Source organism: Streptomyces sp. NRRL F-525 (genome assembly GCF_000716605.1).
In the GTDB taxonomy this organism is placed as follows: Bacteria; Actinomycetota; Actinomycetes; order Streptomycetales; family Streptomycetaceae; genus Streptomyces.
Genome location: NZ_JNXE01000002.1, coordinates 342,817 through 362,178 on the forward strand (window position 1 = coordinate 342,817; position 19,362 = coordinate 362,178).

Here is a 19,362-nt window from a genome sequence, read left to right on the forward strand (position 1 = left end):
CGGCGCTCTCGTACCCCTGCCGGACCGCGCGAGGTTTGTCGGCGCGGGGAATCAAACGTGGCTGCCGGGCGCTGTGGCCTGCGTGAAGAACATAGGTTTCCTCTCGTTCGGTCACTGGTCTCCGAGTCCCCACTCGCAGACCCGCTCGGCCGCCGACTTCCTGCACCAGTCCATCGACCTGGCGGTCGCCGCCGAGGAGCTGGGCGTGGACGGCGCGTACTTCCGCGTGCACCACTTCGCACAGCAGGCGGGCAGCCCGTTCCCGCTGCTCTCGGCCATCGGCGCGCGGACCTCGAGGATCGAGATCGGCACCGGCGTGATCGACATGCGCTACGAGAACCCGCTGTACATGGCCGAGAACGCGGGCGCCGCCGACCTCATCTCCGGCGGCCGGCTGCAGCTCGGCATCAGCCGTGGGTCACCGGAGCAGGTGATCGACGGCTGGCGCTACTTCGGCTACGCGCCCGCGGAGGGCGAGACCGGCGCGGACATGGCCCGCCAGCACGCCGAGGCCTTCCTCAAGGTGATCGAGGGCGAGGGCTTCGCGCGCCCGAACCCGCGGCCGATGTTCGCCAACCCGCCGGGACTGCTGCGCGTCGAGCCGTACTCGGAGGGGCTGCGTGACCGGATCTGGTGGGGCTCCAGCTCGAACGCGACCGCCGTCTGGGCCGCGAAGCTGGGGATGAACCTGCAGAGTTCCACCCTGAAGGACGACGAGACGGGCGAACCGCTGCACGTCCAGCAGCGCAAGCAGATCGAGGCGTACCGCGAGGCCTTCAAGGAGGCGGGCCACGCGCGCGAGCCGCGGGTGTCCGTCAGCCGCAGCATCTTCGCCCTGACCGACGACATGGACCGGGCGTACTTCGGCAACGACCGCAACTCGCGCGACCAGGTCGGCATGATCGACGACACGACCAGGGCGATCTTCGGCCGCTCGTACGCCGCCGAGCCGGACGTCCTGGTGAAGCAGCTCCAGGAGGACGAAGCCATCCAGGCCGCGGACACCCTCCTGCTGACCGTCCCGAACCAGCTCGGGGTCGACTACAACGCCCACGTGCTGGAGAGCATCCTCACCCAGGTGGCACCGGAGCTCGGCTGGCGCTGAGTGTCGCGCAGTTCAGGTCCCGTTGGCTGGGTCGCAAGCTCGCCATGATCTCCTGGCGTTCCGCACAGGCTGTCTCGCGGGAGGACTGACGCATGGAGTTGCGCAGCGTCGAGGAGCTGATGGATCTGCTGTACGCGTGTCGGGGCGCCTGGGACACCCCCGACCGCAGCGGCGATCCCGTCGATCTGCACGACCACGCGCTGCAGACGGCCGCGCTGCTCCGCCGAAGTCGCCCCGCCGACAAGGAACTTCAGGTCGCCGGCCTGGTCCACGACATCGGGCATCTGCTGCAACCGGGCGACGACGCCGGACACGCGGACCACGCGGCGGACGCCGTCCGCGCCCTGCTCGGCGGACGGGTCGCCCACCTCGTCCGCCTGCACGTGCCCGCGAAGCGCTACCTGGCGACCTCCTCCCCCGGCCGCGACCTGTCCCCGCAGAGCACACTGACCTTCCGCGCGCAGGGCGGCCCCATGTCCCCCGCCGAGGCCACCGCCTTCGAGCGCGACCCGCTCGCGGACGACGCGATCACCCTGCGCCAGGCCGACGACGCGGGCAAGGTCGTCGGCCTCGACGCCGGGGTCCTGGAGGACTGGCGCACGGTCCTGGGCATCGTGGCCGCACGGAACTCACGGATCCCCAACTCCCGCCTGGGGGCTGTCGACTGACGGCCCGTCATGAGACGGTACGGCGATGACGTCGTCGTCGTACGGTCTGCGGGGCCGGGCCGTCCTGGTCACCGGAGGCACACGCGGGATCGGGCGCGCGGTCGCCGAGGCGTTCGCCGGGGCCGGTGCGCTGGTGTGCGTGAGCGCGCGGAACGCCGGCGAAGTGCGGCGCGCCGCCGAGGAGTTGGGCGGTGTCGGCCTGGCCGGTGACGTCGCCGACCCGGACCATCCGCGGGAGTTGACCGAGTGCGCGCTGCGCGCCTTCGGGCGGATCGACGTGGTCGTCAACAACGCGGCGACGAACCAGCCGTACGGCCCGCTCATGGACGCCGATCCGGACGCCTGGCGGACGGCGTTCACCATGAACGTCGAGGCGCCGCTGCGGTTGGTGCAGTGCGCGTGGCGGGCGTGGATGCGGGAGCACGGCGGCGCGGTGGTCAACGTGTGCACGGAGGGCGCGGGGCATGTCGGGCCGAACGTAGGGGCGTACTCCACCAGCAAGGCGGCTCTGCTGCACCTGACCCAGCAGCTCGCCGGTGAACTCGCGCCGAGGGTGCGCGTCAACTCCGTCTCCCCCGGACTCGTCCGCACCGAGATGGCCCGGTTCGTCTGGGAGCCCGGCGAGGCGGAGCTCGCCGCCGGTCTGCCGCTCGGCCGGATCGGGGAACCGGCCGACATCGCACGCGCCGTGCTGTGGCTGGCCTCCGACCAGGCCGAGTGGATCACCGGGGCGGACCTGCTGGTGGACGGCGGGACGCGGGTCAGGGCGGCGTACACCTCCGGTGGATACGCCGTCCATGACCGGCTGAGGTCGACCGCGCCGCCGCACGCGTGACGGCGCGGGCACCTCACGGGAACAGGGCGATCCCGACGAGGATCAGCAGGACGACTCCGGCGACGAGCGCGACGGTGGCCCAGGTGCCACGGTGTTTCACCGCGGTCGTGGAGCCTCCGCCTCGCGGCCGGTCCTCCGGCAGTTCGTGGTGGGCCGGGCGGTCGCTCGCGTAGAAGTCGTCGTCGGTCGGATAGTGGTTGCGCGGGTCGTCGAAGGCCCTCGGATCGATGCCGTGTGTACTGGCCATGAGAACTCCTCGCGCGGTTCTCACCAGGGCCGGGAACCCGGTCGGCGCCCGGGCTCGTGTCCAGGGTGGCGGGTTACCACTTACCGGGCGCGTAGTCCTTCAGGAAGACGCCGTACAGGTCCTCGCCCTGCTCGCCGCGCACAATCGGATCGTAAACCCGCGCCGCTCCGTCGACCAGGTCGAGCGGGGCGTGGAAGCCCTCCTCGGCGAGGCGGAGCTTGTCGTAGTGGGGGCGTTCGTCGGTGATCCAGCCGGTGTCGACCGAGGTCATGAGGATGCCGTCGCTCTGGAACATCTCCTGGCCGCTGGTGCGGGTGACCATGTTCATCGCGGCCTTGGCAGCGTTGGTGTTGGGGTGCCCGGCGCCCTTGTAGCCGCGGCCGAAGACGCCCTCCATCGCGGAGACGTTGACGATGTACGCGCGTCCGCTGGTCGCGGCCTTGGCGGCGGCGGCCATGGCCGGGCGGAGCTTGCTGATGAGGATGAACGGGGCTGTGTAGTTGCAGAGTTGGGTCTCCAGCAGCTCCACCGGGGAGATCTGCTCGATGGTCTGCACCCAGGTGTTGGTGTCGACGACGTCGGGGACCAGGCCGCCGGCGTCGATCGCCGTGCCGTCGAGGTGCCGGGCCACGCTGGCGTTGCCCGCGACCAGGGCGAGGTCGGCGACCTGCTGGGCGTCGAGGCCGCTGATGCCGACGGGCAGCGCGGCCAGGCCGTCGACCGCGCCGGAGCCGAAAGCGCCGATGACGTGGTGGGCGGGGAGTTCCCCGGCGGGCAGCGGGGCGCTCTCGCCGTCGACGAGGGCGGCGTAGGCGGAGGGCAGCCGTCGTACGGTCTGGGTCGCGTTGTTGATGAGGATGTCGAGGGGGCCCGCCTCGGCGACCTGGTCGGCGAGGGCCACGGCCTGGGCCGGGTCGCGCAGGTCGATGCCGACGACGTCGAGGCGGTGGATCCAGTCCGCCGAGTCGTCCATGGCCTTGAAGCGGCGGATGGCGTCCTTCGGGAACCGCGTGGTGATCGTCGTGTGGGCGCCGTCGCGCAGCAGCCGCAGCGCGATGTACATGCCGATCTTGGCGCGGCCGCCGGTCAGCAGGGCGCGCTTGCCGGTGAGGTCGGCGTGGTCGTCGCGCTTCTCGCGGTTCAGGCGGGCGCAGTCGGGACAGAGCTGGTGGTAGAAGTAGTCGACTTCCACGTACCGGGTCTTGCAGGTGTAGCAGGAGCGCGGCCGCTGGAGTATCCCGGCGATCCGGCCCTCCTCCGTCACCGACGACGGGAGCAGGCCCTCGGTCTCGTCGTCGATGCGCTGGGCGGAGCCGGTCGCGGTGGACTCGGTGACCGCCTTGTCGTGGGCGGTCTTCGCGGCCCGGCGCTCCTGGCGGCGGCGCTGCTTGACGCTGCGGTAGATGCCCGCGGTGGCGCGGCGGACGGCGATCGCGTCGGGGTGGTCGACGTCGATCTTCTCGAGTTCGTCGAGCACGCTGAGGCAGACGGCCAGCCGCTCGGGGTCGATGCCGGGCCCGTACACGACCTCGTCCGGGGTCATGGAGCCGTCCTCTGTCACCGTCATCGCGCTGCCGTTTCCTTGGGTCATCCGCGGCGGCGCTCGATCGCGCACACCGTCGAACGTGGAATTTTACGGAGCGCCGGGCCGCAGCACCAAACCCGCTCCAGGTCACGACCCGCAGGCGGTGATGAGCGTCTCCACCTCCTCGGTCAGCGCGCGGGCGAACACATCGAGATCCGGTACGGCCTCCGCGTCCGCGACCAGGCCGTAGTGGACCTGGCCGCGGTACGTCGAGACGGCGACCGCGAGGGACTGGCCGCGGGCCAGCGGGGCGAACGGGAAGACGGCGGTGACGGGGTTGCCGCCGAGCTTCAGGCCGATGCCGGGGAGCGGGACGCTGGTGACGAGGATGTCGAACCAGAGCCGGGCTGCCTGCGCGGCGAAGGGTCCGCCGAGGCGGTGGCCGAGCGCGGGGACGTGGTCGGCGAGCAGGGCGACGGCGCCGGCGCCCCGGTTGGGGCCCGCGTCCTTGTTGCGGTCCATGGCGGCGCGCACGGAGTCGAGCCGGGCGAGGGGGTCCGGGTCGTCGACGGGCAGCCGTATCAGGTACCCGGAGAGCCGGTTGCCCTGTGGCTGCGCGGAGCGCGGGCGGCGTTTGGAGACGGGGATCAGGGCGCGGGGCGAGACGCCCTCGCTGCCGTCGCCGCGTTCATCGAGCCAGCTGCGCAGGGCGCCCGCGACGACCGCGATGAGCACGTCGTTGACGGTGCCGCCGACGGTCTTGCGGATGCGGTGCACGTCGTCGAGGTCGACGACGACTCCGGCAGTACGGCGGGTGCCCGAGGGCTCCGATGTCAGCGCCGAGGACGAGCGGACGTCCAGGGTGGAGCGGGCGACGGACGCCCCGATGTCGAGGGCCCGGCCCACGTCGGACAGGGCGCCGCGGACCAGTTCGGGCAGCTTGCGCACGTCGGGGAGGCGTCCGCGCGCGGGTTCCGCGGGGCGCGGGCGGCGCTCGGGCATGTCCATCGGGTCGAGGATCGCGGCGGCGAGGGTCAGCGCCCGCAGTCCGTCGGCCAGGGCGTGGTGGAACTTGAAGAGCACGGCGAAGGAGACACCGTCCTCGCCGGGCAGCACATGCGCCTCCCACGGGGGCCGGTCGCGCTCCAGCGGGCGTTCCATCAGCCGCCCGGCGTCCGCCTGGAAGTCGGCGGTCGGGGCGTGCAGCCAGACGTGGTGCAGCGGGTCGAAGTCGGGATCGGCCTCGCGGGTGGCGCTCCCGAAGGACAGCGACAGCGGCTGCCACACGTCCCGGATGCGCATCCGCAGCCCGGGGACGGCGGCGGCGCGGGCGGCGAGGAGGTCGGCGGCGTGGGCTCCCGCGGTCGGCGAGTGCGCCGAGAAGACGCCGAGTGCGCCCAGGTGCATCGGGTTCCGGTCGGACTCGATGTTCCAGAACGCAAGGTCGAGAGGAGCGAGCAGGTCAGAAGTCAATTGCTTGCCTCGCGTCGACTAGGGGTGAGCCAGCAGTCAAGCGCTGACAAGCGATTACGGTCAAGTACGATCAAGCTACGCACAGTTAACGGCAGGTTACGTCTCGCCGCGATCCCGCCCCTCTGAGAGGGGCGGGACTCTAGAGGCGCACGGGATCACTTCAGTGCAGGTGGCGCCGCCTGGGGTGATGTACCCCACTCCGACGGGTGCGGGCCGACCGTGAAGGCGAGCGACCGTACGGAGCGGAGATCGCCGGTGGTCAGGTACGTCCGGTCGTACGACGCCCCGTCCGTCCGGGCGCCCTGGATGTAGCGGTCGGTCGCCGAGGTACCCGGCGCCTTGATGGTCAGGGCGCCGTGCGGGTAGTAGCGCCGGTCCAGGGTCAGATCGACCCGGTCGAAGACGGGCGTGGACAGGCCCCAGGTGTCGTAGCCGGGCTGGACCGGGAAGATCCCGATCGACGACAGCACGTTCCACGCGGACATCGTGCCGAGGTCGTCGTTGCCGGTCATGCCGGTCGGACCGTCCGTGAAGAGGGTCAGCGCGGCATGGACGACGTCGGTCGTCTTCCACGGCTGGCCGGTGGACAGATAGGTGTAGGGGGCGATGAGGTCGGGCTCGTTCTGCGGGTTGTACTTGTCCGCGTTGTAGTAGTCGTACGGCCCGTTGACCCACACCTCGCGCGCGGTCTTCGCCGGATCGGCCAGCAGCTGGTCGTAGGCGAAGAAGGAGTCGAGCCGGTCGTTGGCCGCCTGCCGACCGCCGATCAGGTCGACCATGCCGGGCAGGTCCTGCGGCACCAGCCACTGGTACTGCCACGACGTGCCCTCGTGGAAGCCCTCGCTCTGCGCGGGGTCGGCGGGACCGACGAAGGCGCCGGAGGCGTCACGGGCGCGGAAGAAGCCGGTCGTGGGGTCGAAGATGTTCCGGTAGTTCTGGGCACGGGCCGCATAGCGCGCGGCGTCGGCACCGTGCCCGAGGTCGCGGGCCATCTGCGCGAGCATCGCGTCCGAGAGGGCGTACTCCAGGGTGGCCGAGGCCCCGTGGTCGTAGTCCGAGTCACCGGGCTTCGCGTGCGGGCGGTCCTTGATGTACGGCGCGAACCCGCTCGCGAGGTACTCCTTGTTCGCCTCCCGGCCCACCGCCGCCGAGTCGGCGGGCGGCACGCCGTCGGCGTTCTGCTTCAGCGCCCGGTACGCGCGCTCCTCGTAGCCCTTCAACAGGCCTTGCTGGTAGGCGTTGGTGAGGAACGGGGTGACCGGGTCGCCGGTCATGATGTTCGTCTCGACCGTGCCGTAGCCCCACTTGGGCAGCCAGCCGCTCTCCTCGTCGATCTTGATGACGGAGATCGCCATGTCCCGGGCCTCGCGGGGTGCGAGCAGGGCGAGGAGCTGGGACTGGGTGCGGTAGGTGTCCCACAGGGACCAGTTCTGGTAGTACGTGAAGTCCCGTGCCCGGTGGACCTGTTGGTCCCAGCCGGTGTAGCGGCCGTCGGCGTCGCTGCCGATGTTGGGCGCCAGGAAGGACCGGTACAGGGACGAGTAGAAGGTCCGGCGCAGACTGTCGGAACCGCCCTGCGCGCGCACGTCGTCCAGCCGGTCCTCCCAGGCCCGTTGGGCGCGATGGCGTACCGCGTCGAACGAACTCCCGCCCTCCGCACGGAGGTTGACGGCCGCGCCGTGCGCGTCGACGTACGACAGGGCCGTGGTCGCCTCGACCGTACCGTCCTTGCTCGTGTCGAAGCGGACGTACGCGCCGCCGCTCCCGGTCCTCGAACCGGCGGTCACCGTTGGACCGTTCCAAGTGCCGTACGCGGTGAAGGGCCGGTCGAAGCGGGTGACCGTGTAGACGGTGTACGGCTTGGTGTCCTGGCAGAAACCGCGGCCGGTGATGGCGGTGCGGACGGTGCGGTTGTCGAGGATCTCGACCTTCGAGGTGACCCCGGAGTGCAGCGACTGGGCCGCGTTCAGCAGGACGTTGGCCTTGTCGGTGGCCGGGAAGGTGTAGCGCTGGACGCCGGTGCGGGCGGTCGCGGTGAGTTCGGCCTCGATGCCTGTCTTCAGGCCGACTTGGTAGTAGCCGGGGCTCGCGTGCTCGTCGTCGTGGCTGAACTCGGCCGCGTACTGGGCGTAGTCGGTCTGCGTCACGTCACCGGTCGTCGGCAGTACGGGCAGGTCCCCGCCGAGGCCGCAGCCGACGCCGGAGAGGTGCACGAGGGAGAAGCCGCGGATGTGGTTCTGGGAGTAGTCGTACCCGGTGTTGTGGCCGGTGTCCGGCGAGAACTGCACCATGCCGAAGGGCACGGCGGCGCCGGGATAGGTGTTCCCGTCGTTCTCGGTACCGATGAACGGGTTGACCAGATCGGTGAGTTGACCATGGGCAGAGGCTTCGGCCGTGCCGGGGACGGCGAACAGCGCGGACGCTGCCACCGCCCCCGCCACGCACAGGCGCAGGCGCCGGGTCCATCTCATGCGGGTGGGCCTCCAGTTGGCGAAAGGGGTCAGACGGTGGGGCAGTTGGCGGGCGTCGCCTGCGAGGCGTCACGGATCAGGGCCTGCTGCGCGGCCTTCACCCGCTGCGCGTCGGGCTTGAGCACGCGCCGGTCGTACGTCATGAGCCCGTTCAACTCGCCCTCGACATCGGATATTTGGGTGTAGACCGCGCCGTTGCTCCCCTGGCAGGTCAGGGCGTGCACCTCCGCGAGCTTGGCGAGGTAGTCGTCGGTGTAGGCCGCCGGATCGACGTCCACGTACGACTGCTGGACCGACCACGCGTGGCCCGGCACCGCGAGCCCGAGACCGCCGTACTCCCCACTCACCAGGGCGCGTTGACCGTCCGGGTGGGGTGGCAGGGCGGGGCTGGGATAGCCGTGTTCGTCGATGATGTCGCCGGTGCCGCCGTCGACGCCGAGGTTGATGCCGGACATGCTGTTGACGAGCCGGGTCGGGTCCCAGGCCTTGGCCTGGTCGGCGATCCGAGCCTCGTCGTACTGGCCCCAACCCTCGTTGAACGTCACCCACATGACGACCGACGGGCTGCTGATGTGCTCGTCGATCATCTGCTTCATCTCGCGCTCGTACTCGGCGCGCGCGGCTGTCGACGGGTTCACTCCGGCGGTCATCGCCGGCATGTCCTGCCACACCATGAGGCCGAGCTTGTCAGCCCAGTAGAACCAGCGGTCGGGCTCGACCTTGATGTGCTTGCGCACGGCGTTGAAGCCCAACTCCTTGTGCACCTTGAGGTCATGGGCCAGCGCCTCGTCGGTCGGGGCGGTGTAGAGACCGTCCGGCCAGAAGCCCTGGTCCAGGGTGGCCATCATGAAGATGGGCTTCCCATTGAGGACCGTGCGCGGGACGCCGTTGACCTTCTCGACGGCGATCGAGCGCATCCCGAAGTAGCTGCCGACGCGGTCCTTGCCGACGGTGACCTTCAGGTCGTAGAGGAACGGGTCGTCGGGTGACCAGAGACGGGGGTTCTTGACGGTCAGGGTGAGCGGGCTGCCGGTGCGGCCGTGTGCCGTGGCGACCGCGCGCTTTCCGTCGTACGCCGTCGCCGTGATCGGTACGCCGTCCCGAACTCCCTTTGCCTCGACGGTGAGTTGGCTCTTGCTCACGTCGGGGGTGAGTTTGAGGGAGTCGACGTGGTCGGGGGCGACCGGTTCCATCCAGACCGTCTGCCAGATGCCTGAGGTCGGGGTGTACCAGATGCCGCTCGGGTCGAGGCGCTGCTTGCCGATCGGGGGGTTCTCGCCGTTCGCCGCGTCGGTGGGGTCGTAGACGCCGACGATCAGTTCCTGGGTGCGGCCGGGCTTCAGCGCGGCGGTGACGTCGGCGCTGAACTTGTCGTAGCCGCCCTGGTGTTCGGTGACCTTCGTGCCGTTGACGTAGACCTCGGCGCGCCAGTCGACGGCCCCGAAGTTGAGCATCAGCCGCTTGCCCGAGCCGATCTTCCAGTCGGCGGGGACGGTGAAGGTGCGGCGGTACCACATGCGGTCCTCGTGGCGTTCCAGGCCCGAGAGTTGGGACTCGACCGGGTACGGGACGAGGATGCGTTCGGCGAGGTTCTTGCCGACCGGCGGCTGCTCGCCCGCCGTGGCCGCGGCGAACTGCCAACTCCCGTTGAGGTTCCGCCAGTCGGTGCGGGTCAGCTGCGGGCGCGGGTACTCGGGGAGGGAGTTGTGCGGGCCCACCTGGTCGGCCCACTGGGTGCGCAGTTCGTAGGTGGAGTGGTTCGGGCCGGTGCTCCAGAAGCCGTTGATAACGTTGCCATCGGCCGAGGCTAGGCCGGCGTCGCCGTCGTAGCGGATGTCCGCCGTACCGGATGCGGTGCCCGTCTTGTTGCCTACGACGGGCTGCGTGAGCGGGATGAGCAGGGTCCGCGGGTCCGCCGGGTCCAACTTGGCAGCCCCCAGGGGCCACTTGGCGCCGCCGATCACCGCTTCGAGGTGGTCGGTCAGGTCGGCCGGGGGTGCGGCGAGGGGCTGGGCGAAGTCGAGCTTCAGGGTGCGGCCGGTGCTGGTGACGGTGGCGGCGAGGGCGCCGTCGTAGTCGTAGCCGTCGGGGAGCCGGAAGGCCGACTGCGGGATGGCCACCTTGGTGCCGCCGGGCTCGGTCCAGCGCACGTGGAGGTTGGAGCCGCCGTAGTGCTCGAAGTACTCGACCTTGATGTCGTAGGCCGTGCCGGCGGTCAACTCGACCGGGGCGGAGGTCTGTTCGGTGTCCCAGTCGTCGACCCAGTGGTCGATGACGAGCTGGCCGCCGATCCAGAGGCGGAAGCCGTTGTCGCCGATGATCGAGAAGGTGTGGGGGCCGGACTTCGTCGGGACGAGCTTGCCGGTCCAGCGGATGCTCACGTCGTCGGACTGGCCGGTGGTGAAGGCGAGTCGGGGTTCGAGGTTGTCGAAGTCGAGGTTCGGGTCGACGCCGGTGGCCTTGAGGTCGGCGAAGTCGAAGGCGCCGGGGGCGGACTGGGTGTAGTACTCGCCCTTCAGGCCGTGGATCTCGACGGGGTCGTCGGCGGCGGTGGCGCTCGCGGTGGGGACGGCGGCCAGCCCGGCGATGCCGAGGGCCAGGGCGAGCAGGAGCGCGAGTCGGTCTCTGAGTCGTCTGATGCGCACGGAACCTCCATAACAACGTTGTCATAGGCGGCAGTTGGCATGACAACACGGATTCCGGATTCCGTCCAGGGACATGACAAGCGCGGCCATGGAAAGCACCCCGACGCGGCGAAGCCCCGGTGCGGCTGAAAAGCACCGGGGCCCGAAATCGCCAAGACGAGGCGTTACGTGACCAGTTGACCCTTCCCGAGTGCGATGACGCCGCCCTTGGAGACCGTGTACAGGTCCGCGTCCCGCTCCGGGTTGACGCCGATCGTCGCGCCCGGCGGTACCTCGACGTTCTTGTCCAGGACCGCGCCCCGGACCACCGCGCCCCGGCCGATGTGGACGTTGTCGTGCAGGATCGAACCCTGGACGACGGCTCCGGGGTCGACCACCACGCCCGGGGAGAGGACGGACCGCGTGACCTGGCCGCGGATGAGGCACCCGGAGCTGATGATCGACTCGCTGGCCATGCCGCCGGCGTTGAAGCGGGCCGGGGAGAGCTGGCCGGAGTGGGTGTAGATGGGCCAGTTGCGGTTGTAGAGGTTGAAGGCGGGGCGCTCGGCGATGAGGTCCATGTGGGCGTCGTAGTACGCGTCGAGCGTGCCGACGTCCCGCCAGTAGCCCTGGTCGCGGGTGGTCTCGCCGGGGACGTGGTTGGCGCTGAAGTCGTAGAGCGCGGCCTCGCCCCGGTCGGTGAGCGCCGGGAGGATCGAGCCGCCCATGTCGTGCACGGAGTCGAGTTCCTCCGCGTCGCGCTGGAGTGCCTCTATCAGCGCCTTGGTGGTGAAGATGTAGTTGCCCATCGAGGCGTAGACGCACTCCGGGTCGTCCACCAGACCGGGCGGATCGGCGGGCTTCTCCAGGAAGTTCTCCACCGTCTGGCCGTCGGAACCCGGGGTGATCACGCCGAACTGCGAGGACTCGGCTCGTGGGACGCGGATACCGGCCACGGTGACGCCCGCGCCGCTCTCGATGTGCTGGGCGAGCATCTGGCGCGGGTCCATGCGGTACACGTGGTCGGCGCCGAAGACCGCGACGTACTCGGGGCGTTCGTCGTAGATCAGGTTCAGCGACTGCAGGATCGCGTCCGCGCTGCCGAGGTACCAGCGCGGGCCGAGGCGCTGCTGGGCCGGGACGGGTGTGACGTAGTTGCCGAGCAGGCTGGACATGCGCCAGGTGGTGGTGATGTGGCGGTCCAGCGAATGCGATTTGTACTGCGTGAGCACGCAGATGCGGAGGATGTCCGCGTTGACGAGATTGGACAGCACGAAGTCCACGAGGCGGTACGTTCCGCCGAAGGTGACCGCGGGTTTGGCCCGGTCGGCGGTCAGGGGCATCAGCCGCTTGCCCTCACCGCCCGCCAGTACGATCCCGAGCACCGAAGGTCCGCCACGACGCATGGCCGCTCCCCTCACCCTGGTTGACCCCAGCCTGCCCCTGAGCAGCGCACACTAAGCCTGTTTGGCGATCTCCCCGTAGAGCCGCGCGGTGCGCAGCGCCACGGCGTCCCAGCCGAACTCGCCCACCGCGCGCTCCCGCCCGGCCTCGCCCATCCGTTTCGCAGTCTCCGGGTCGGCGAGCACGGAGTCGAGAGCCAGCGCGAGGTTCGCCTCGAAGTCGTCGTCGACGGACACCAGCAGCCCCGTCTCCCCGTCCGCCACCACCTCGGGGATGCCCCCGACACGGGAGGCGACCACGGCCGTACCGCAGGCCATCGCCTCCAGGTTCACGATCCCGAGGGGCTCGTACACCGAGGGACAGGCGAACACGGTGGCGTGGGTGAGGAGCTGAATCACTTCCGGGCGCGGCAGCATCTGCGGGATCCAGTGGACGCCCGCGCGGACACTGCTCAGCTCCTCGAAGAGTTCGCGGAACTCGCGGTCGATCTCCGGGGTGTCCGGCGCGCCCGCGCACAGCACGACCTGGGCGGCCGGGTCGATGTCCCGCACGGCGCGCAGCAGATGGGGCACGCCCTTCTGGCGGGTGATCCGGCCGACGAACAGCACGTAGGGGCGGCCGGGATCGATGCCGAGCCGGGTGAGGACGTCGGTGCCGTGGTCGGGCTGGTAGAGCGCGGTGTCGATGCCGTTGTGGACGACCTGCACCTTGGCGGGGTCCAGCGTCGGGTAGCAGGTGAGGATGTCCTCACGCATGGCTCCCGATACGGCGATCACGCCGTCCGCGGCCTCGATGGCGGTGCGCTCGGCCCAGCTGGAGAGGGCGTATCCGCCGCCGAGCTGCTCGGCCTTCCAGGGGCGCAGCGGCTCAAGCGAGTGGGCGGTCATCACGTGCGGGATGCCGTAGAGGAGCTTGGCGAAGTGGCCGGCGAGGTTGGCGTACCAGGTGTGGGAGTGGACGAGTTCGCGGCCTTCGAGGGCAGCGGCCATGGAGAGGTCCACGGAGAAGGTGCGCAGCGCGTCGTTGGCGCCGTCGAGGGTGGGCCAGGAGCGGTGGCGTACGACGCCCTCGGTGCGGCCCTCGCCCCAGCAGTGCACGTCGAGGTCGACCAGGGGCCTCAACTCCCGGGCGAGGAACTCCACATGGACGCCCGCGCCGCCGTACACATCCGGCGGGTACTCCCGGGTCAGCAGTCCCACTCGCACCCGAAACCCCTTGTTCTCGGCGGCAGATTGCCCTCATGGTCACCCAGAAGCCGCGTTCGGGGAAGAGCCCGGCGGTCGCGTGAAGCAGCAGTCGCCGCACACCCCGCCACCGGGGATCCGATAGTAGAGGCAGCAACTGCGGCGCCGGAAGGATGTGCCGGTAAACGTTCCGGTTCCGGCGAGGAGCGGGTGGGCGAAGAGTTCCGCGGTCAGGGCACGCGCGCGTGCGGCCACTTCCGTACGGCCACGCGCGCGTGCCCAGCGGTCCAGTTCCCGGGCCGCGCCCGCGAGCGCGGAGGCCGCGTTGCCCCACAGGAGGCCGGTGGCCGTGCGGTGGCGGGCGGCCAGGCCAGCGTTCAGGGGTTCCAGGTGGCCGTGGAGCACGGTCTCAGCGAGGACGTCGGCCTGCAGCGGGCGCACCTCGGCCAGCCACAGGTCGTCCGGGGCGCTTGCCTCCGCGTCCCAGTGCAGCAGCCCGGGGTCGAGATCGGGAATCGCGCCGTACAGGGCTGCGCAGCCGAGCGCGACCGCCCACAGCCGGGCCGCGAGCGCCTGTTGGGCGATCGAGGCGGCGATGCGCAGCTCAGGGGCCTGGAGACGCTCCGCGACGAGATGAACGCGAAAAGTCAGGGAATTTCCGTAAACCTCCGACGCCGGGTTTTCGTAGGTCGCCGCGAGCGTCGGCAGGGGGCCGTGCGGGGCTGCGCCCGTGCGTAGTACGAAGAAGCCGCCGAGGGGGCGGAGCGCGGCGAGTTCGGGGTCGAGGTCCACGAAGAGCAGTAGTACCAAGGCTCTTAGGGGTTTCACCCAGGGGGTGTCGTCCGGTGTCACCCACCTTGGGGAGGACAAGGGGCCTTTCGTACTCCATCGGCAGTACTACCCAATCGGTGCTCAGGTACGACGACGGGAAGAACATCAAGCGGCATCGTGTTCTGTATGAAAGCCGACCGTTCGCCGCGTGGTGCCAGAGGTGCCCGCCTGACGCAGAGGAGCTGCCGATGAGCGCCCTCGCGTTGTCCATCGTGCTCTCGCTCGTCTCCGCCGTGGCCTACGCCGGCGGGGCGATCGTGCAGGAGCGCGTGGCGGTGTCCTCCCCCGACCAGGAGTACGCGCCGCTGCGCCGCCCCAGCTGGTGGGCGGCGGTCGGACTGAACGGCACCGGCGGTCTGCTGCACGTGGTGGCGCTGGCCTACGGCCCGCTGAGCCTGGTGCAGCCCCTCGGTGCGCTGACGATCGTGTTCGCGCTGCCGATGGCGGCCCTGTTCGTCGGCCGCAAGGCCGGCTCCACCGCCTGGCGCGGCGCCATCATGGCGACGATCGGTCTCGCGGGTCTGCTGTCCCTCGTCGGCACCTCCGAAGGTCAGTCGCTGAGCACCGCCCAGCGGGTGTCCGTCGCCGTGTTCACCGGCGCGGTGGTCGTGACCCTGATGATCGCGGGCCGCGCGGCACACCGGCACCCGGCGGTGCGCAGCGTGCTGCTGGCGACCGCGTCCGGCATAGCCTTCGGCATGTCCTCGGTGTTCACGAAGACGGTGACGGTCGACTGGGACAACGGCGCGGTCTCCGCGACCGACATCCCGTTCCTCGGCGTGATCGCGGTGTTCGCGGTCGCCGGTCTGATGCTCTCGCAGGCGTCCTACCGGGGCGCGGGCCTGGCGGCCCCGCTGGCGGTGCTGACGGTCGTGAACCCGGTGGTGGCGGCCGCGGTCGGCATCACGATGTTCGGTGAGACCTTCCGCTACGGCACGACGGGCACCCTCCTCGCCCTGAGCGCCGGAGTGGTCGCGGCGGGCGGCCTGATCCTGCTGACCACGGAGCGCCTGGAGAAGACCGCACCGGCCGACGCCGGCACGGCTCCCGTGGCTCCCTCGCCCGTCGAGGAGTTGCTGGACGCCCTCCCTGGACAGCCCGTCGGCGTGAGCGCGAACGTCGACGTGCCGGCCGCGGACATCACGGCCGGCACACCGGGCGACGGGATCCTCGTCCCGGCCCAGGCGGCGATCCCGGCCGGCGAGGGTTACGAGACCCTGGAGCCGGCCGGACCCGCTGAACCGCCCAGCTACTTCGGTCCGTTCCACGCCGGGCTGTACGTGATGATGCCGGTCCACGACAGGCGCCGTACCCGAGTCAAATCCTGACGCCGCCGGCCCGCAGATAGGCGAGCGGGTCGATGTCGGTACCGAAGCCGGGCCCCGTCCGCACCTCGAAGTGCAGATGCGGGCCCGTGGTGTTCCCGGTGGACCCGGAGCGGCCGATGCGCTGCCCCTCGCCCACCGACTGGCCGTCCCGCACGGAGATCGCGGACAGGTGCGCGTACTGCGAGTACCGCCCATCGGCGTGCCGGATCACCACCTGGTAGCCGTAGGACCCCGCCCACCCCGCGCTGACGACCGTCCCCTTCTCGATGGCCTTCACCGAGGTGCCGGTGGGGACGAGGAAGTCGACGCCCGTGTGGTAGCCCTTCGACCAGGACGAGCCCGTCGCGTGGTACGCGGTGCCGATGGGGGCGTTCACCGGGGCGACGAGCGAGTGGCTCGTCGTCTTCTTGTGGGTGACCTTCTCGGCGGTGTCCGAAGAGGCCTTCTTCTTCGGGGACTTGGTGGCCGACGACTTGGTGGCCGGTTTCGTCGTCGTGCGGGCCGCGGGGGCCGCCTTGCCGTGCAGGCTGAGCCGCTGGCCCGGCAGGATCAGGTCGGGATCGTCGCCCACGGTGGTGCGGTTGGCGGCGTAGAGCCCGTGCCAGCCGCCGTCCACGCGCTCGGTGTCGGCGATCCCGGAGAGGGTGTCGCCGCGCACGACCGTGTACATCTCGGCGGTGCCCGCGCGGGACTGCGGTGTGGTCTGCGGCTGGACGTCCTTCACGGACCGCTTGACCACGGTCTGCGTCTTGGCGTCCTTGGCCTTGGCCTTGTGCGCCGAGGTGCTCTCGGTCTTCGTGCCGCCGACGTGGATGTCGGGGGTGCCGCCGCCCCGGGTGAGCCCGGCGCGCACAGAGCACACCGGCCAGGCGCCGGGGCCCTGGCCTTTGAGCACCTTCTCCGCGATGGCGATCTGCTGGTCCCGGGTGGCGAGATCGGCGCGGTGCGCGTACGCCGTGCCGCCGTAGGCCTCCCAGGTGGACTGGGTGAACTGCAGCCCGCCGTAGTACCCGTTGCCGGTGTTGATGCTCCAGTCGCCGCTGGACTCACAGGCGGCGACCTTGTTCCAGGTGCTCACCTCGGCCGCCTGGGCGGTGCCCGCGCCGACGGTCGCGAGCGGGATCGCGATGCCCGCGCCGCCCGCCGTGACCGTGAGCAGCGAGGCCCGGTTGATCCTGCTCGGCTGATACCGGCGGTGCCGGCCGCGTACGGCCATGGGGAATCCCCCTCCACATGCGTCAGGAGGGCCAAAAATATGCGCCCCGAACAGGCCATGACAAGGCGGCAACCGGCCTCCCTGTGGCTCAAGTGACCGGTATTCCCCGCCTGTTGGGAAACGGGTGGGGCTGGTGGGGTTGGACGTGCGTTTCCGCGGAAGGAGCCCGGGAGGAACACCGACCGAAGGCGGACAACTCCGTACGGCCAGCACGTGCGGTCGGGGTACCGGCGGGCCAGGATGGTCAGTGGGGCAATACTGGCGAGCACGACCGGTACCACCGATGTCAGGACCTTCCTGATCTTTAGGAGCCAACCGAATGAGCACTTCAGCGCAGATCGGCGTCACGGGTCTCGCGGTCATGGGCCGCAACCTCGCCCGCAACTTCGCGCGCAACGGCTATACGGTCGCCGTGCACAACCGGACCGCGTCCCGCACGCGTGACCTGGTGGCGGAGTTCGGCGGCGAGGGCGACTTCATCGCGGCGGAGACCGCCAAGGACTTCGTGGCGGCGCTGGAGCGGCCGCGCCGCCTGGTCGTCATGGTGAAGGCCGGTGACCCGACGGACGCGGTGATCGAGGAGTTCGCCCCTCTCCTGGAGCCCGGCGACATGATCATCGACGGTGGCAACGCGCACTTCGAGGACACCCGGCGCCGCGAGAAGGCGCTGCGCGAGCAGGGCATCCACTTCGTCGGCATGGGTGTCTCCGGCGGCGAGGAGGGCGCGCTGCACGGGCCGAGCATCATGCCGGGTGGCCCGAAGGAGTCGTACGACTCGCTCGGTCCGATGCTGGAGAAGATCTCCGCGAAGGCGAAGGACGGGGCGCCCTGTGTGACCCATGTGGGTCCCGACGGCGCCGGGCACTTCGTGAAGATGGTGCACAACGGCATCGAGTACGCCGACATGCAGCTGATCGGCGAGGCGTACCAGCTGCTGCGCGATGTCGCCGGGTACTCCCCCGCGCAGATCGCGGACATCTTCCGCACCTGGAACACGGGCCGGCTGGACTCCTACCTGATCGAGATCACCGCCGAGGTGCTGTCCCACGTGGACGCGGCCACCGGCAAGCCGTTCGTGGACGTGGTCGTTGACCAGGCGGAGCAGAAGGGCACCGGCCGCTGGACGGTCCAGATCGCCCTCGACCTCGGCGTCCCGGTCTCCGGCATCGCCGAGGCGGTCTTCGCCCGCTCCCTCTCCGGCCACGCGGCACTGCGCGAGGCCTCACGGGGTCTGGCCGGCCCCACGGCGACCCCGCTCGGTGAAGCCGAGGCCGCGGCCTTCGCGGACCAGGTCGAGCAGGCGCTGTACGCGTCGAAGATCGTGTCGTACACGCAGGGCTTCCACGAGATCGCGGCGGGCAGCGAGGAGTACGACTGGAACGTCGACCTCGGCGCCATCTCCTCGATCTGGCGCGGCGGTTGCATCATCCGCGCGGCCTTCCTCGACCGCATCCGCGCCGCGTACGACGCCCGCGCGGACCTGCCGAGCCTGCTGTCCGACGAGACGTTCGCGCAGGAGATCGCGGGGGCGCAGGACGACTGGCGCGAAGTCGTCGTCGCGGCCACCCAGCAGGGCGTCCCGACGCCCGGATTCTCCGCGGCCCTGGCGTACTACGACGCACTGCGCGCCGAGCGGTTGCCGGCGGCGCTGACGCAGGGGCAGCGGGACTTCTTCGGGGCGCACACGTACCGGCGGGTGGACCGGGACGGCTCCTTCCACACCCTCTGGGGCGGTGACCGCTCGGAGGTCTCCGGCTGACCTCTCCCGCTGTGCCGGGCCCGCCTGCCGATGAACGGTCAGGCGGGCTGCCACAGTTCGACGCGGTTGCCCTCGGGATCGGTGACCCAGCCGAAGCGGCCGACGCCCTCCATGTCCTGCGTCTCCTCCGCCACGTCCGTGCCCTTGGCGCGCAGCTGCGCGAGCATCGCGTCGAGGTCGCGGACGCGGAAGTTGAGCATGGTCTGCTGGGTCCGGGACCCGAAGTAGTCGGTCCCGGACTCGAACGCCGCGAACACCGTCGGCCCGGCTTCCGGGCGCCACAGGCCGTGTTCATCGGTGTCCAGGCCCAGGCAGTCCCGGTACCAGGCGCTCAGGGCCTCCGGGTCGCCGGCCCGCAGGAAGTATCCGCCGATTCCAAGCACACGTTCCATGAGGGCATCCTGCCAGGGGCGGGAGCGGGCCGCGTGGCGTGTGGTGAGTGACGGTGCGGGGGTACGGCCGAGCCGGGCAGCCCGAGAGTGGGGCTGCCCGGCTCGTCGTGTCCTGTGCGGCCGGTGAGGCGGGTCAGGTGAGGGGTGGACCCGGCTCCGGGGCCGGTACCGGAGCCGGGCCGGGACCCGGCGGGATCGGGGACGGGGACGGGTCCGGGGTGGGCGGGGGACCCGGCGGGGGCGTGGGAAGCGGGACCGGGGGCTCCGGGTCAGGGACCGGCGTGGGACCGGGGCCCGGTA

At 70.7% G+C, this 19,362-nt stretch carries 15 protein-coding genes; 5 read left to right on the forward strand and 10 right to left on the reverse strand.

The genetic code is table 11. From position 1 onward, the window contains the following. Positions 1–82: 82 nt before the first annotated feature. The 3 genes from OO69_RS04645 to OO69_RS04655 all read left to right on the forward strand — a co-directional run bounded on the left by OO69_RS04645 (position 83) and on the right by OO69_RS04655 (position 2,608). Positions 83–1,105: an LLM class flavin-dependent oxidoreductase gene (locus OO69_RS04645; RefSeq protein ID WP_033279231.1), complete on the forward strand. Its 1,023-nt coding sequence runs from the start codon at positions 83–85 to the stop codon at positions 1,103–1,105. Positions 1,106–1,197: 92 nt separating this feature from the next. Beyond that, the gene (locus tag OO69_RS04650; protein ID WP_033279086.1) at positions 1,198–1,773 is read left to right on the forward strand and encodes an HD domain-containing protein; all 576 of its coding nucleotides are present in this window, start codon (positions 1,198–1,200) and stop codon (positions 1,771–1,773) included. 25 nt (positions 1,774–1,798) lie between these two features. Beyond that, on the forward strand, positions 1,799–2,608 hold the full coding sequence (locus OO69_RS04655; protein WP_033279087.1) for an SDR family oxidoreductase: 810 nt from the start codon (positions 1,799–1,801) through the stop codon (positions 2,606–2,608). A 13-nt stretch (positions 2,609–2,621) separates the two neighbouring features. On the opposite strand, the gene OO69_RS04660 is transcribed toward OO69_RS04655, so the two are convergent. The 8 genes from OO69_RS04660 to OO69_RS04695 form a co-directional block, all read right to left on the reverse strand. Then, positions 2,622–2,855: a hypothetical protein gene (locus OO69_RS04660; RefSeq protein WP_033279088.1), complete on the reverse strand. Its 234-nt coding sequence runs from the start codon at positions 2,853–2,855 to the stop codon at positions 2,622–2,624. Between the two features lie 73 nt (positions 2,856–2,928). Further along, on the reverse strand, positions 2,929–4,422 hold the full coding sequence (locus OO69_RS04665; RefSeq protein WP_033279089.1) for an SDR family NAD(P)-dependent oxidoreductase: 1,494 nt from the start codon (positions 4,420–4,422) through the stop codon (positions 2,929–2,931). 105 nt (positions 4,423–4,527) lie between these two features. Beyond that, complete coding sequence (locus tag OO69_RS04670) at positions 4,528–5,853, reverse strand: wax ester/triacylglycerol synthase family O-acyltransferase (RefSeq protein ID WP_033279090.1); 1,326 nt, start codon at positions 5,851–5,853, stop codon at positions 4,528–4,530. A gap of 155 nt (positions 5,854–6,008) precedes the next feature. Beyond that, on the reverse strand, positions 6,009–8,324 hold the full coding sequence (locus OO69_RS04675; protein WP_033279091.1) for a GH92 family glycosyl hydrolase: 2,316 nt from the start codon (positions 8,322–8,324) through the stop codon (positions 6,009–6,011). A 29-nt stretch (positions 8,325–8,353) separates the two neighbouring features. Next, entirely contained in the window at positions 8,354–10,969 is a 2,616-nt protein-coding gene (locus OO69_RS04680) for a glycoside hydrolase family 2 (protein ID WP_033279092.1), read from the reverse strand. A gap of 164 nt (positions 10,970–11,133) precedes the next feature. Continuing rightward, entirely contained in the window at positions 11,134–12,354 is a 1,221-nt protein-coding gene (gene glgC / locus OO69_RS04685; protein WP_078652287.1) for a glucose-1-phosphate adenylyltransferase, read from the reverse strand. A gap of 51 nt (positions 12,355–12,405) precedes the next feature. After that, positions 12,406–13,557, reverse strand: a complete 1,152-nt coding sequence (gene glgA / locus OO69_RS04690) for a glycogen synthase (RefSeq protein ID WP_033279094.1) — start codon at positions 13,555–13,557, stop codon at positions 12,406–12,408. A 39-nt stretch (positions 13,558–13,596) separates the two neighbouring features. Further along, a complete protein-coding gene (locus OO69_RS04695) occupies positions 13,597–14,346 on the reverse strand; it encodes a (2Fe-2S)-binding protein (protein ID WP_033279095.1) in 750 nt (249 codons plus the stop codon). A 209-nt stretch (positions 14,347–14,555) separates the two neighbouring features. Between OO69_RS04695 and OO69_RS04700 the strand changes: the two genes are divergently transcribed. Next, the gene (locus OO69_RS04700) at positions 14,556–15,695 is read left to right on the forward strand and encodes a DMT family transporter (RefSeq protein ID WP_033279096.1); all 1,140 of its coding nucleotides are present in this window, start codon (positions 14,556–14,558) and stop codon (positions 15,693–15,695) included. Here the strand turns inward: OO69_RS04700 and OO69_RS04705 are convergent. Continuing rightward, positions 15,685–16,911 (reverse strand): transglycosylase family protein, encoded by a 1,227-nt coding sequence (locus OO69_RS04705; RefSeq protein WP_033279097.1) that lies wholly within the window; start codon positions 16,909–16,911, stop codon positions 15,685–15,687. The two genes, OO69_RS04700 and OO69_RS04705, sit on opposite strands and share 11 nt — an antisense overlap. Positions 16,912–17,230: 319 nt before the next feature. Here OO69_RS04705 and gndA point away from each other — a divergent pair, with 319 nt between their 5' ends. Beyond that, a complete protein-coding gene (gndA, locus tag OO69_RS04710; RefSeq protein ID WP_033279098.1) occupies positions 17,231–18,670 on the forward strand; it encodes an NADP-dependent phosphogluconate dehydrogenase in 1,440 nt (479 codons plus the stop codon). 38 nt (positions 18,671–18,708) lie between these two features. Here the strand turns inward: gndA and OO69_RS04715 are convergent, their stop codons facing one another. Beyond that, entirely contained in the window at positions 18,709–19,062 is a 354-nt protein-coding gene (locus OO69_RS04715) for a VOC family protein (RefSeq protein WP_033279099.1), read from the reverse strand. Between the last annotated feature and the right edge of the window lie 300 nt (positions 19,063–19,362).

Coding starts and splice junctions, on each gene's coding strand:
- OO69_RS04650 (WP_033279086.1), top strand. CDS start 1,198: ATGGAGTTGCGCAGCGTCGAGGAGCTGATGGATCTGCTGTACGCGTGT.
- OO69_RS04655 (WP_033279087.1), top strand. CDS start 1,799: ATGACGTCGTCGTCGTACGGTCTGCGGGGCCGGGCCGTCCTGGTCACC.
- OO69_RS04660 (WP_033279088.1), bottom strand. CDS start 2,855: ATGGCCAGTACACACGGCATCGATCCGAGGGCCTTCGACGACCCGCGC.
- OO69_RS04665 (WP_033279089.1), bottom strand. CDS start 4,422: ATGACGGTGACAGAGGACGGCTCCATGACCCCGGACGAGGTCGTGTAC.
- OO69_RS04675 (WP_033279091.1), bottom strand. CDS start 8,324: ATGAGATGGACCCGGCGCCTGCGCCTGTGCGTGGCGGGGGCGGTGGCA.
- glgC (WP_078652287.1), bottom strand. CDS start 12,354: ATGCGTCGTGGCGGACCTTCGGTGCTCGGGATCGTACTGGCGGGCGGT.
- OO69_RS04700 (WP_033279096.1), top strand. CDS start 14,556: ATGAGCGCCCTCGCGTTGTCCATCGTGCTCTCGCTCGTCTCCGCCGTG.
- OO69_RS04705 (WP_033279097.1), bottom strand. CDS start 16,911: ATGGCCGTACGCGGCCGGCACCGCCGGTATCAGCCGAGCAGGATCAAC.
- gndA (WP_033279098.1), top strand. CDS start 17,231: ATGAGCACTTCAGCGCAGATCGGCGTCACGGGTCTCGCGGTCATGGGC.
- OO69_RS04715 (WP_033279099.1), bottom strand. CDS start 19,062: ATGGAACGTGTGCTTGGAATCGGCGGATACTTCCTGCGGGCCGGCGAC.